Here is a 12,974-nt window from a genome sequence, read left to right on the forward strand (position 1 = left end):
CGCGCAACAAAGCCACCAGTCGGCCTCTATTGCCGCACTTCCCAGCGCGGATCTTGCCAGCGCCGACATCGGCCACAGATCGAAATCCCCATAGCCACCGACTATGGCCCGCGGGTTCCTGCATGAGAGGCTTTCGTACGCCTGCCGGCACCCGAAACCCTTCACCATCCCAGTCATTCGTCGATCGATTGCGATTTCCTGAAAGCTGACATTCCTTTGATCTCCAGCTTGGCGAGATGGGGTCGGGAGCTGACTGTCGTTCGGGTCAGACCTAGCATGCGGCATCCTCGTCTGCGGCTATTCGTCCGTGATGGACTTGCGCCCATGAGTTTGCTGCTGAATAGTGCCAGTTGCGATACCAAGGGGGGGTGCGGGTGAAGACTTCCGATGAAATTGCTTTCGAAGATTATCGCGCTTCTTGGCTCGAAGATGTAACCAAAGGCGGCCCTTCAACGGTTGAGCTCGGACGCCGTTTTGCCCTAAAGCTGATTACCCAGTGGATGGAAGACTCTATAGAAACCGACAACTTTATATACTGCGATGGGTCTAGGGATGGTGGAATTGACCTAGCACTCCTTGATACCGGGCCGGAAGAAGCTGCCGACGAAACCGGTGTGAGTGGGCACACTTGGTATTTAGTGCAAAGCAAGTACGGATCGGCCTTCGCAGGTCCGCAGACGCTCCTCATCGAAGGGCAAAAGGTCATCGACACCCTCGACGGCAAACGCGAGCGACTGAACTCGTTAGCCGAAGGACTCATGGAGCGTCTTTCAAACTTCAAGCGGGGGGCGGGTCCCGCGGATAAAATAGTATTGGTATTCGCCACGGAAACGCCTTTGAGCGAAGATGAGAAGCGCGCTTTGGCCGATTTGCGGTCCATGGGGACTACGCGTCTTGGACCCATGTTTGATATTGAAGCACTCTCGATTGAAACAATTTTCGCCCGCCTGCAAGAAATTGAAGCAGTTGGTTTGACGAAGAGGCTGAGAGTTTCCCTTGATGCGCAGATGGTGCCTTCTGGTCCAGATTTGCTGGTCGGCTCTGTTGGACTTCCTAATCTCTACGCGTTCTTGAAACGCTACCGCAATGAGACGGGCGATTTAGATCGGATTTATGAAAAGAACGTCCGCCGTTTCCTCGGTGCGCGTGGCAAGGTTAACAAAGCCATGCAGTCCACGCTCCGTGATGCGCCTGAACGTTTCGGCCTCTACAACAACGGGATCACCATCGTCGTTCACGACTACAGCGTCGGGGAAGGATCGGTTGAATTGGCTGAACCGTTCATCGTGAACGGCTGTCAGACTACAAGAACGATCTGGGATGTCTTTCATACCCGGTTGAGTTCTGGTGGCACAGGTGTGAATCCCGAAACCGAGGCATGGAAGGCAAAGGCCGACCAAGGTGTCGTGGTGGCCAAGATCGTCAAGGTGGGCAATAGCGGCGAAAGCCTGTTGCAGGCGATTACCCGCTATACCAACAGCCAGAACGCCATCCGCGAGAAAGACTTCCTCGCGCTAACAGGTGACTTCAAGACTTGGCAGGGGCAATTGGCGGATCAGCACGATCTTTATCTCGAAATCCAGCGTGGTGGATGGGACTCGCAGAAAGCTCTCCAGAACACCAATCCCGCTACCAAGCAGTTCACTGAACATGCTAACGCCGCTGATCTCATCAAGGTCTATGGTGCGGGTTGGATGGGTGAGGCGGGCTTGGCGTTCGGCAAAAATCCACCGTTCTTGCCAGATGGTTCTGTCTTCAAGCGAATTGTCAATGGCGCGGATGTCGATGGCGGGGCGTTTGGCGTCACAGACCTGTACGCCGCTTATCTGCTCCAAAAATATACGGCACAATATGGATTTGGGCGAGGTGCGCCCAAGCAGTCGCGGCGACAGTCACGATTCCTGTACTTCCTTGTGGTTCTCGACCTGTTCAAGGACGTCCTTTCTCGCGCGCCTCATCCTACCGATCATCGTTCCGTTGCCACAGCAATGGTCAAGGTGCTGAAAAACGACAGCGGGCGATCCGCGCTTCTGGACCGAGCGGCCGAGGTGATCGACTCCTATTTCACACAGGGTAACGACGATAGTTTGTTCAATGAACCGAGCTATCTGAATAGCTTCAATGCCGACCTGAACGCCTTCCTGAAATGGGAAAAGCTGGCACGGTCTGACGCCGAGACACCACGGCTTAAGCAACTGCTAGCGGTGAACAAGTCTGTCATGGGTATGTCGCTGGCCGGTAACCAGACACCCCGACAAACGATCATGGCAGCCGTGAACGCTGCTTGACGGTTGCGCTATACGGCTGTGTGTCGGTCCGCAGGCTAACGGTTGGAGGCGAGCGGGTCGAACTTGCCCCCTTTCTATCAGAACTGCGCGATGCCGCGACCCAAAGAGGCGGAATAGCGAGTATTCACTTGTTGAACGCCCGAGATGAGAGCGCGTTGCCGCGCCGAAGCTAGTTGATGCGATGAAAAGGCGGCTTTTCCAACTCTGCGGCCCGAAACCTGTTGGTCCGTTCCCCACCCCGTTGCCGAGGTTTAATCATGAGCTCCGTATTCGTCTTGGTCAGCATCGCCCTTTTATAAGCTCCGCAGCGCCCCATTGCACTCAGTGCCCCGCACCATCGCTTCTGCGATTTTACGCTCTGTAGATTCTCCCAGGCAGTAACCCGCGCGTAACCGCGGTATCCGGAATCAATTCTGCGCGTAAAAATTTCAGGGAGCTGAAAAGACGAAAGCCGCGCTTTCGCGCGGCTTTTCGTTTGAGGCAAACTGGAGCGGGCGAAGGGATTCGAACCCTCGACCCCAACCTTGGCAAGGTTGTGCTCTACCCCTGAGCTACACCCGCTCGCTTGTTGCGCCGCAGCTTGGCGCCGCGGACGGGTGCTATATGGCTGAACTCGGATTTGAATGCAACAGGGAAAATGCAATTTTTTCATTTCCTTGCGGAAGCCGGCAAATCCGGCCCCTTACCTGTTGAGAACCGAACCTGGCGACGGTCGCGGACGCAGCCTTGAGCGGCACTGAGCGCCCGTCCGTCAGGGCGGCAAGGCTGGACAGCAGCGCTTGCCATCGTTTACCGACATGCATCGCGCATCATGGGGGAGACGAATGGCAAAGAACCAGCAGGAACTTCTCGATTTTCTCGCAGGCCTTGGAATCGAAACCACCACTGTCAGCCACCCCCCGCTCTATACGGTTGCAGAATCGCAGGCGTTGCGGGGCGAGATTGCCGGCGGCCACACCAAGAACCTGTTCGTGAAGGACCGCAAGGACCGCTACTTCCTGCTGGTGGTCGAGGAAGATGCGGAGGTGGATCTGAAGCAGGTGCACCACATCATCGGTGCCTCCGGCAAGGTCTCGTTCGGCAAGCCGGAAAAGCTGATGGAATTTCTCGGCGTGATTCCGGGCGCGGTTACCGCCTTCGGCATCATCAACGATGTGGAAAAGCAGGTGGCGATCATCTTCGATGAAGCCCTGCTTCGTCACGATGTCATCAACGCCCATCCCTTGACCAACGAGGCGACCACCTCGATCAGCCGGGAAGGGCTGCTTCGCTTCGTCGAAGCGACCGGTCATGAAGCACGCGTCTTGAAACTGACGGCGTAGAAGCCACATTTTATCGCAATGTTGCTCTACCGCAGTTCGAAGGACGTTCGGGCGGTATGAGCCTTGAACCTTAAGGCAGGCAGGGGATTTTCATGAGCGCTGACAACAATTCATTTGGTGGCGGCTATACCGTCCAGTACGGCGCACCGCCTTCAGGCGAGTCGGCCGGCGCTGACAACACGATCAAGGATACCACCACGGCATCCTTTACGGCAGACGTCATTCAGGAATCGCGCCAGCAGCCGGTACTGGTCGATTTCTGGGCGCCCTGGTGCGGGCCCTGCAAGCAGCTTGCGCCTGCATTGGAAAAGGCCGTTCGCGAAGCTGGCGGCCGGGTGAAGCTGGTCAAGATGAACATTGACGACCATCCGGCAATTGCCGGTCAGCTTGGCATCCAGTCGATCCCCGCCGTGATTGCCTTCAGCAATGGCCAGCCGGTCGACGGCTTCATGGGCGCGGTGCCGGAAAGCCAGATCCGCGAGTTCATCGACAAGGTGGCGGGACCCGGCGGCGAAGCCCTTGCCGCAGCCGAGGCGCTTGCCGCTGCGGCCGATCTGCGCGCCGAGGGCGATCTGCAGGGCGCGGTGCAGGTCTATGCCGCCGTTCTGCAGGACGATCCGGAAAATCTCGAGGCGATTGCAGCGCTGGCCGACGTGCTTGTCGATGCGGGCAATCTCGACAGTGCCAAGGAAGTCCTTGCGCGCATCCCGGAAGGGAAGGACAATGCCCCGCAGCTTGCCGCTGTAAAGGCCAAGATTGCACTGGCTGACCAGGTCGCCGAGCTTGGTGATTCCGCCGAACTTGAGCGCAGGCTGGCTGCCGATCCGAACGATCACCAGGCACGCTTTGATCTGGCGCTGATCCAGAATGCCCTCGGTGAGCGTGGCCAGGCGGCTGACAGCCTTCTGGCGATCATGAAGGCCGACCGCAGCTGGAATGATGATGGGGCTCGTTTGCAATTGCTCCAGTTCTTCGAGGCGTGGGGCATGAGCGATCCGGCAACGCTCGCCGCGCGCAGAAAACTTTCCTCGCTTCTGTTCTCGTAACGGCGAGACCAACCTTTGGAGACGAGTGTGCAGGCAGGAAATGCTCGCTATCGGACCGCGGATGATCTTCCGGAAACGGTCATCGTCTTTCCGCTGGAGACTGCCCTGCTTCTGCCCGGCGGGCGGATGCCGCTCAACATTTTCGAGCCGCGCTATCTGGAGATGGTCGATCATGCCCTGCGCCATGATCGGCTGATCGGCATGATCCAGCCGCGGCTCGACGGGGCGCTGCGCGAAGATGGCGAGCCCGAACTTTGCGATGTAGGGTGCATCGGGCGGATCACTTCATTCGCCGAAACCGGCGACGGGCGATATCTGATATCGCTGCAAGGCGTCTGCCGGTTCCGTGTGTCCTCCGAGCTCCATGTAAAAACGCCATTCAGGCAGTGCCGCATTTCATCCTTCCTCACCGATCTGGATGCGGATGCTGGCGCCGCCGATGTCGACAGGCCGGCGCTCTTGAAAGCGTTCCGCGCCTATCTGAAGGCCAATGAGCTCGATGCCGATTGGGACAGCGTCAGCCGCGCGGAAAATGCGACGCTTGTGAACGCGCTGTCGATGATGGCGCCTTACGGCCCGGCTGAAAAACAGGCGCTTCTTGAGGCCCCGGACCTTAAAACCCGCGCCGAAACCCTGATTGCGATCACCGAAATCGCACTTGCCCGCAATGACGACGAATTCGGGACGAGCCTCCAATGAGTGGCGTGCCCGAGGGGAAGGGAGAGGGAGAGGGACCGGGGCAGGCCTCGGACGTGCCCGCACCTCGCTCCGCTCGCGGCGGGGTCGATCCCAAGCTTCTCGAAATGCTCGCCTGCCCGCTGACCAAGGGACGGCTGATCTGGAAGCCTGAGACCTGCGAACTTGTGTCGCCGGCAGCCCGCATCGCTTATCCGGTCCGGGATGGTGTGCCAATCATGCTGCCTTCCGAGGCGCGCAGCTTGCGCGATGACGAGCTCCAGCAGTGAGTGACGGCCTTGCATCCGGCGTGAAGGTCACGGACCGCCGCATCAAGAAGGGCAAGGCCAACCGCGAAGCAATCGTTGCCGCCGCTGCCAGTCTTTTTTGGCAAAATGGCTTTGCTTCGACATCACTGGCGGATGTCGGGTCGGATGCGGGTGTCCCCGCGGGCAACCTCTTCTACTATTTCCGGACCAAGGCAGATCTTGCCCAGGCAGTTGCAGATGTCTTCGTGATGGAAACCCACGCCATGCTGGAAGAAATCGCAGCCGAGGAAACAGATCCACGCAAGCGGCTTGTCGCATTGGTCGCGCGGCTTTCGCGCAGCCAGCGAAGCCGCGTTGCCTATGGCTGCCCGATCGCACTTTGTGTTCGCGATTTCCGGATCACCGCGCCGCAGGCATCCGAGCGAGCGGCAGAAAGCTTCACCATCCTGATCGCTTTCATGGCGCGCGAATTGGGGCGGGCAGGCCTTCGCCCTTCACTTGCGCTGGCGCAGGCCCGCGCAGCGCTCGCCGAATGGCAGGGCGGCATGATGCTGGCGCATGCCATGAAAGACGCGACGGTTCTGGCTGAAAGTTTCAGGCGTCTCGAGCGGCTGCTGGCTTCGTAAGCGTTAGCGAGTCAGGTCGGCGACGGTGCAATCGAGCACCGCGACAAGGTCCGCCGGTCTCATACGGATTTGCAAACCGCGCTGCCCGCCATTGAGATAGATTTCGTCGTAGAGCAGCGAAAGCTCATCAAGCGCCGTCGGCACGCGCTTGCGCTGGCCCAGCGGACTGATGCCACCGACCTTGTAGCCGGTCAGGCGCTCGGCATCGGCAGGCTTCATCATGCTGGCCGACTTGCCGCCAAGCGCAGCTGCCAGCTTCTTCATGTTCACTTCCTCATCCGAAGGCACGATGGCGCAGACCGGCTTGCCATCAAGCTCCAGCATGAGGGTCTTGAACACTTCGCCCGGCGCAGCGCCAATCGCTTCCGCCGCCTGCAACCCGACGCGCTCGGCATTCGGGTCATAGTCATAACTCGCCAGCGTGAAGGCGATATCGGCTTTGGTGAGCGCAAGCGTGGCAGGCGTGATCTTCGACATGACGCCTTTTTAGTCGAAGGACGCGATCAGGCAAGCTGGTCGCGCGCTCACCGTCTCAGTGAAAATTCCGCCCCTTCGGCATGGCGCTGGTGGTTGATCCGGGGGCCGGATGGCTTCCGCGTCGATCTTCGATCACTGGCCGTTTGGTCTCGTCCGTCGGCGCGCGGAAATCGACGCCTTGCGCGGCCTCCGACAGCTTTTCGAGCCGCACGCTGATATCCTCGATCTTGTCGCAGACGACATGAATGACGCCGGACGCTGATTGCAATTTGCCCGTCACGCGTACGAGCCGCGCCCCCAGAACGATCGGGCGAAACGCCTCAAACACCTTGGGCCAGACGATGATATTGGCCGTGCCGGTCTCGTCTTCGATGGTCATGAAGATGACGCCCTTGGCCGAGCCCGGCCGCTGGCGGATGAGAACAACGCCCACGACACTCACTCGCCGGCCATTGTTGATCGTCACCAGCTGGCCATTCGGCACGATGTTTTCGCGCCCAAGTTCTCCCCGCAAGAACGACACCGGATGCGCCTTCAGCGAGAAGGACTGGGTGCGGTAATCGCGAATGACATGTTCGCTAAGCGGCATGGTCGGCAGCTTTGTCTGCGGCTCCCGGTCCGGCAGTTCAACGTCAGGGCGGTCAAACAGCGGCAGGCCTTCCGCCGCCTGCTTGCGGTCAAGCGCACGCGCGGCCCAGAGCGCGGCGCGCCGGTCGAGCCCCATCGAGCGAAACGCATCCGCTTCGGCCAGCCGCTCGATTACGGCAGCCGACAGGCCTGTGCGCAGCCACAGATCGCGCACCGAGGCGTAGCCGTCTCCACGCTTGTCGGTCAGACGTTTAAGGTCGGCCTCCGACAGGCCCTTCAGCTGCTTGAAACCAAGCCGCACTGCATGGCTGCTGCGGATCGTTTGCGCCATCTCGCGATGGCGCGGCGCAATGCGCTGCGGATCAAACCGGCTTTGTTCGAGCGTTGCATCCCATTGCGAAAAGTTGACGTCGACGGGCCGCACCTCGATGCCATGGTCCCGCGCATCGCGCACCAATTGGCCCGGCCCATAAAACCCCATCGGCTGCGAGTTGAGGATCGCGGCGCAAAAGATGTCCGGATAGAAGGTCTTGAACCAGGACGAGGCATAGACGAGCAGCGCAAACGAGGCCGCGTGGCTTTCGGGAAAGCCATATTCGCCAAACCCCTCGATCTGCTTGAAGCAGCGATAGGCAAACTCTTCCGGATAGCCCTTGGCGATCATCGCCTTGACCATGCGCTCCTTGTACATGGCAACGCGGCCCGTACGCTGGAACGTCGCCATTGAGCGGCGCAGCTGATCGGCCTCGGCAGCGGAAAAGCCGCCGACATCGATCGCGATCTGCATCACCTGCTCCTGAAACAGCGGCACGCCAAGCGTGCGCTTCAAGATCCGCTCCAGCGCCTTGCCGTGATATTCGACCTTCTCCTTGCCTTCGCGCCGGCGCAGATACGGATGCACCATGTCGCCCTGGATCGGCCCCGGCCGCACGATCGCAACCTCGATGACGAGATCGTAGAATTTGCGGGGTTGCAGGCGCGGCAGCATCGACATCTGCGCCCGGCTTTCGATCTGAAACACGCCGATCGTGTCAGCCCTGCAGATCATGTCATAGACCTCGGATCGCTGATCGCGGTGAAGATCGGTCAGCTCCAGACGGCGCGGCCAATGGTGGCTGTATTGGGCTTCGAGAAGGTCAAAGCAGCGCCGCAGGCACGACAGCATGCCAAGCGCCAGAATATCGACCTTCAGAATGCCGGTGGCGTCGAGATCGTTCTTGTCCCACTCGACCATGCGCCGCTCTTCCATGCCCGAGCGTATGATCGGCACGAATTCATCCAGCCTATCCTGCGTGATGATGAAGCCGCCGACATGCTGGCTCAGATGGCGTGGAAATTCGAGGAGGTCATTGGCATGGCCCATGATATGCGCCGTCACCGGATCGCTGGTGCTCAAACCGCCGGCGCGCGCTTCATCTTCGCCGACATCCTTCGACCAGCCCCAGACCGCGCCCGACAGCGCGCCTTGCGCATCCTGCGACAGGCCAAAGGCTTTCGCGACTTCGCGCAGCGCCGAGCGCCCGCGATAGGAGGTGACGGCTGCCGCCAGCGCGGTGCGGCTGCCGGTATATTTCTCGTAGATATAGGCCATCACCTCATCGCGCCGCTCATGCTCGAAATCGACGTCAATATCGGGTGGCTCATGCCGCTCCACCGACATGAAGCGCTCGAAGAGAAGATCGTGAATGTTGGGGTCGACCTCGGTGATGTGCAGGCAAAAACAGACGGTGGAATTTGCCGCCGAGCCGCGCCCCTGACACAGGATGCCGCGCTCTTCGCGCGCAAACCGGACAATGTCGTAGACGGTCAGAAAATAGGGCGCATAGCCAAGCTGGGCGATCAGCTGAAGCTCGCTGACGATCGAGCGCCGGATCTTTTCCGGCAAGCCGCCCGGATAGCGTTTGAGCGCGCCTTCCCAGGTCAGCCGTTCGAGCTCGGCCTGCGGGTTCTTGGTCGTCTCATCGGGATAAAAATGCCGAAGATCGCCCAGCGAAAAGGTCAGCGTTTGCGCAAAGCGGATCGACTCGCTCAGCGCTTGCGGATAGCGACGAAACAGCCGCGCCATCTCGGCGACCGGCTTCATGTGGCGCTCGGCATGGACGCTCAGCGCATGGCCTACCTCGCCCACCGGCGTATTCAGCCGGATGGCGGTGACGACATCGAGCAGCGAGCGCCGCTCGGCATCATGATAGAGCACGTCATTGACCGCCATCAGCGGCACGCCCGATGCTTGGGCCAGCGCCGCCGCCTGCTCCAGCCGCCAGCGATCGTCACCCTGATAATGTGGCGCATGGCCAAGCCAGACCGCATTTTTGAACCGGTTTTTTGTCCGCGTGAGAAACGCGAGAATATCGTCGGCGGGCGTCTCGAGATCGGGAATGACTGCCAGCGACATGCCGTCGGCCCACTCGAAAAAATCCTCCTGTCGAAGGTCGGGCGTTCCCTTTTCGCCGCGCTCATTGGCAATGGTCAACATGCGGCAAAGCCGGCCCCAGGCGGCGCGGTCGCCCGGGTATGCAAGCACCTCTGGTCCACCATCGGCAAAGACCAGCCGGCAGCCGGGGTGAAAGTTCAGCCCCTCAACCTTGGCCTTGCTCCACGCCCGCACGACGCCCGAGACAGTGTTGCGATCAGCCAGCCCAAGCGCGCGGTAGCCGTAAAGCTTGGCCGCGATGACAAGCTCTTCGGGCCTTGAAGCTGCGCGCAGGAACGAAAAGTTCGACTGCACTGCAAACTCGGCATAGGCCGTTTTGACCTCGATATTCATGCAAACAGCCCGTGCATGTACCAGCGAGGCAGTTCCGGCGTTGCGCCGTAGAGGCCTTGGCGAAACAGCCAGTAGCGGCGACCCTCCTCATCCTCGATGCGGAAATAATCGCGCGTTGGCGCATCCGGCTTGTCGAGCCACCATTCGGGCGCAATGCGCTCGGGGCCTTCGGCCCGCGCAACGCGATAAAACACGCGCCGCCAGCGGAAACTTGCAGGAGCGCCTTCCGGAATTTCTGCAGCCGCCACCTCGACGGGTTCGGGCCGCGCCAAAAGCCGGATGGGCCGCTCGATCAGCGGGAAAGGCTCGGAGCGCACTTTCCGAACGGCTGCAGATGTGGCGCGAAACGGTGTGAAGGAAACAGCTCGTTCAGGCAGGTGGCTTGCCACCAGCCTTGGTTGCACAATGGCGCTACCTCCAAGCCGGGCGCAGATACGATCGGCAAACTGGGCAAGATCTTCCTCTGCATTTTCGTTCCGCCCGGTCAGGCTGGTCTGATCATCCCGAAAGGCGGACGTGGCAAGGGCGGCCAGCCGCACCATTTCGAAGCCGAAATCGGCATCGATCTTCGAGACCGCCAGCTTTTCCCGAAAAAGCCTCTGAATGGTGGGCGGATCCCGCAATGGTCGGGAAACGCCAAGCCTTAGTCGAAAGACCAGCCCATCGACGCGAAACAGCACCAGTTCCAGCGCGCGCGCGCCTTCACCGCGTCGTTCAAGATCGGCTTTCAGCGTTTCCGCCAGCGATAGAACCAGCCGCTCTATGTCGTGCGTGGCGGAAACGGGTTCGATCAGATGGCGCTCGACGCCAAGTGTCGGCACTGGCAGGCGCGGCGAGATCGCTTCTTCAACGCCACCGAGTGCCTGATCAAGGCGCAGCAGAAGATGGGCACCATAGCGTCTTGCCAGCGGTGCACGCGGCGCTGCCATCACCATGCCTATCGTGCGCAGCCCGACGCTTTCAAGACGTTCGCAAATGGGACCATCAAGGCGCAGGGCCGGCAGGGGAAGGGGGCTCAAGGCCTCTCGTTCGCCGCCTTGGGCAACACGGATGCCATCAAGAAATCGCGCGCCCGCCCAGGCCATTCCAGGGGTCGAGGCGAGCGAGGCCAGAGCACGAAACCCTTGCTCGGCCAGCCGCGTGACAACATCTTTCAGCATCGCCTCTTCGCCACCAAAAAGATGCGCGCAGCCGGTAATGTCGAGGAAAAGACCGTCATTTCCGCTCATTGCCACCAAGGGTGTGTAGCGGTCGCACCAATCGGCAAGGGCGCCGAGCAGGCGCGCATCTGCTTCGGGGTCTGCCTCGACGATCTCGACCTGCGGGTGCATGGCGCGGGCATCTGCAATGCCAAGGCCACGCTTCAGACCGAGCGCTTCAGCGCCTTCATCGAGACAGCCAATGATGCGCCGGTTGCCCTGGTGGTGGCTGACAATCAGCGGCGCATGTTCAGGCGCGCTTCCTTTGCGCCATGCCCGGCCCAGACGAGCCCGCAGAATGCGTTCGACCGGAAGATAGGGAAACCACAGCGCCAGAATCCTGCGCCCGGCCGGTTGATCCGGCCTGTCGTTCGCGAAAAGAGTGCTCATCCCGATTCCATTCGAGTGTCAGAGTTGCGGGGATCGATGTGCGGCTTCTGGAAACCGTGACAGTGAAAGCAGGAGGCCCGAGCGAGCCTGCAAGCGGGCCGAAAAGCGTGTGCCGTTCGCCGGCTGGGGCAGGAGAGACGATCAGCCGGACTGGCGCGGCAGTGGGTTCTGGCGCCGCCGATTGGCGCAGCAGATAAAGTGGCCTGCCTGTCGCTCGCGTGCGGTGATGCAGCCGGCGTGTGGCGGTAAGATCAAGACGGGCGGAGGTGCCGCGCACTTCGAGCAGCACGGCCGACAGGGCGCTCAGGCCTGCGGCTTCTTCCGCAATCCACAGCGCATCTTCGGTCTTGCGTGCGCTCGCAAGCAAAAGGTCTGACGGCTGAAGCGCGAACCGGTGCAGAAGGCCCGGCGCATAAGGCTGCCCGCCTTCATGCAGAACCTCTCCGGTAGAGATCCAGAGGATGGGAGAAGGCGCGGCGGCTTGCTTGCGGGCAAGCGCTGCCAGTGCCAGTGCAAAGCCGGCAACCGACCCTGCATCGCGGCTCTGGCGTCCGTGAATCTCGGTCAGCGCCGCGCGTGGCAGCCCGCCGCCCAGAACGGCATCAAGGCGGACGGCCCTCGTGGGCAGAAAATGGCGGTCTGAACCATCACCCACCTTGTCCGCAGGCAATTCCAGCCGTTCCGGCAGGGTGCCCTCAATGCGTGCGATTTCCTGGCGCAGAGCAAAAAAAGTCTCACGCGCCATGGCGGCCTTCGCCATGATGCCGTAACCCTCAGTAATTTGTTCCTGTTATGTTCCTATAGATTCCCGAGAGGGCAAAAGGAGTCAAGGGAAGCGAGGGAAGATTTTATTCCTATCCAGTGCGTTTGACCGAGAGGGGCAGTCTTCCACCTTCTCCGCGCCTATCCATGGAAAGGGACGCCATCCGCTATAAGCCTGGCGTGCAAAGAAAAAGGCGGGCCTTGCGGTCCGCCTTCAAAATCAGTCTATCCGAAAGGATCAGGAGACTGCGCCGCCGATCCAGGCCGACAGGGCAGTCTTCGGTGCAGCGCCAACTTTCATGTCGGCAATTTCGCCGTCCTTGAACAGCATCAGGGTCGGAATGGAGCGCACGCCATACTGGGCGGCAAGCTCGGGGTTCTCATCAATGTTGACCTTGGCCACTTTGACCTTGCCGGAAAGCTCGGTTGCGATTTCCTCCAGCGCCGGAGCAATCATCTTGCACGGACCGCACCATTCGGCCCAGAAGTCGACGACGACCGGCTCGGAAGCCTGAAGAACGTCGGACTGGAAATTGTTCTTGTCGATGGTGATGGTGGCCATGGG

Annotated in this window: 11 protein-coding genes and 1 tRNA gene; 6 read left to right on the forward strand and 6 right to left on the reverse strand. The window is 60.5% G+C overall.

From position 1 onward, the window contains the following. The first annotated feature begins 374 nt into the window (after positions 1-374). The gene (locus tag IOD40_RS20130) at positions 375-2,288 is read left to right on the forward strand and encodes an AIPR family protein (protein WP_198478355.1); all 1,914 of its coding nucleotides are present in this window, start codon (positions 375-377) and stop codon (positions 2,286-2,288) included. A 486-nt stretch (positions 2,289-2,774) separates the two neighbouring features. Here the strand turns inward: IOD40_RS20130 and IOD40_RS19390 are convergent. Then, positions 2,775-2,849 (reverse strand) — tRNA-Gly (locus tag IOD40_RS19390). Between the two features lie 263 nt (positions 2,850-3,112). On the opposite strand from IOD40_RS19390, the gene IOD40_RS19395 reads away from it, so the two are divergent. The 5 genes from IOD40_RS19395 (at position 3,113) to IOD40_RS19415 (ending at position 6,226) form a co-directional block, all read left to right on the forward strand. Beyond that, positions 3,113-3,610, forward strand: coding sequence for a prolyl-tRNA synthetase associated domain-containing protein (locus tag IOD40_RS19395; protein ID WP_198478356.1), 498 nt, complete (start codon positions 3,113-3,115; stop codon positions 3,608-3,610). A 92-nt stretch (positions 3,611-3,702) separates the two neighbouring features. Continuing rightward, positions 3,703-4,656, forward strand: a complete 954-nt coding sequence (gene trxA / locus IOD40_RS19400; RefSeq protein ID WP_198478357.1) for a thioredoxin — start codon at positions 3,703-3,705, stop codon at positions 4,654-4,656. A gap of 27 nt (positions 4,657-4,683) precedes the next feature. Next, a complete protein-coding gene (locus tag IOD40_RS19405; RefSeq protein WP_198478358.1) occupies positions 4,684-5,355 on the forward strand; it encodes an LON peptidase substrate-binding domain-containing protein in 672 nt (223 codons plus the stop codon). A 53-nt stretch (positions 5,356-5,408) separates the two neighbouring features. Beyond that, on the forward strand, positions 5,409-5,621 hold the full coding sequence (locus tag IOD40_RS20245; protein WP_325099789.1) for a Trm112 family protein: 213 nt from the start codon (positions 5,409-5,411) through the stop codon (positions 5,619-5,621). Then, a complete protein-coding gene (locus IOD40_RS19415; RefSeq protein WP_325099785.1) occupies positions 5,618-6,226 on the forward strand; it encodes a TetR/AcrR family transcriptional regulator in 609 nt (202 codons plus the stop codon). The genes IOD40_RS20245 and IOD40_RS19415 overlap by 4 nt, the downstream gene beginning before the upstream one ends. Before the next feature lie 3 nt (positions 6,227-6,229). Here the strand turns inward: IOD40_RS19415 and ybaK are convergent, their stop codons facing one another. The 5 genes from ybaK to trxA (IOD40_RS19435) form a co-directional block, all read right to left on the reverse strand. After that, a complete protein-coding gene (gene ybaK / locus IOD40_RS19420) occupies positions 6,230-6,703 on the reverse strand; it encodes a Cys-tRNA(Pro) deacylase (protein ID WP_198478360.1) in 474 nt (157 codons plus the stop codon). 55 nt (positions 6,704-6,758) lie between these two features. Then, on the reverse strand, positions 6,759-10,058 hold the full coding sequence (locus tag IOD40_RS19425) for an error-prone DNA polymerase (protein ID WP_198478361.1): 3,300 nt from the start codon (positions 10,056-10,058) through the stop codon (positions 6,759-6,761). Beyond that, positions 10,055-11,494 carry a Y-family DNA polymerase gene (locus tag IOD40_RS19430; RefSeq protein ID WP_325099790.1) on the reverse strand — a complete coding sequence of 480 codons (1,440 nt, stop codon included), beginning with the start codon at positions 11,492-11,494 and terminating at the stop codon, positions 10,055-10,057. Before IOD40_RS19430 ends, IOD40_RS19425 begins: the two co-directional genes overlap by 4 nt. A gap of 13 nt (positions 11,495-11,507) precedes the next feature. After that, positions 11,508-12,407 carry an ImuA family protein gene (locus IOD40_RS20140; RefSeq protein WP_233714063.1) on the reverse strand — a complete coding sequence of 300 codons (900 nt, stop codon included), beginning with the start codon at positions 12,405-12,407 and terminating at the stop codon, positions 11,508-11,510. Between the two features lie 240 nt (positions 12,408-12,647). Further along, positions 12,648-12,971 (reverse strand): thioredoxin, encoded by a 324-nt coding sequence (gene trxA / locus IOD40_RS19435; RefSeq protein WP_198478363.1) that lies wholly within the window; start codon positions 12,969-12,971, stop codon positions 12,648-12,650. Positions 12,972-12,974: the final 3 nt, after the last annotated feature.

The organism is Aquamicrobium zhengzhouense (assembly GCF_016124105.1).
GTDB lineage: Bacteria > Pseudomonadota > Alphaproteobacteria > Rhizobiales > Rhizobiaceae > Aerobium > Aerobium zhengzhouense.

Excerpts from the sequence above, each read along its gene's own strand:
- IOD40_RS19395 (WP_198478356.1), top strand. The coding sequence starts at position 3,113 with ATGGCAAAGAACCAGCAGGAACTTCTCGATTTTCTCGCAGGCCTTGGA.
- trxA (WP_198478357.1), top strand. The coding sequence starts at position 3,703 with ATGAGCGCTGACAACAATTCATTTGGTGGCGGCTATACCGTCCAGTAC.
- ybaK (WP_198478360.1), bottom strand. The coding sequence starts at position 6,703 with ATGTCGAAGATCACGCCTGCCACGCTTGCGCTCACCAAAGCCGATATC.
- IOD40_RS19425 (WP_198478361.1), bottom strand. The coding sequence starts at position 10,058 with ATGAATATCGAGGTCAAAACGGCCTATGCCGAGTTTGCAGTGCAGTCG.
- IOD40_RS20140 (WP_233714063.1), bottom strand. The coding sequence starts at position 12,407 with ATGGCGAAGGCCGCCATGGCGCGTGAGACTTTTTTTGCTCTGCGCCAG.
- trxA (WP_198478363.1), bottom strand. The coding sequence starts at position 12,971 with ATGGCCACCATCACCATCGACAAGAACAATTTCCAGTCCGACGTTCTT.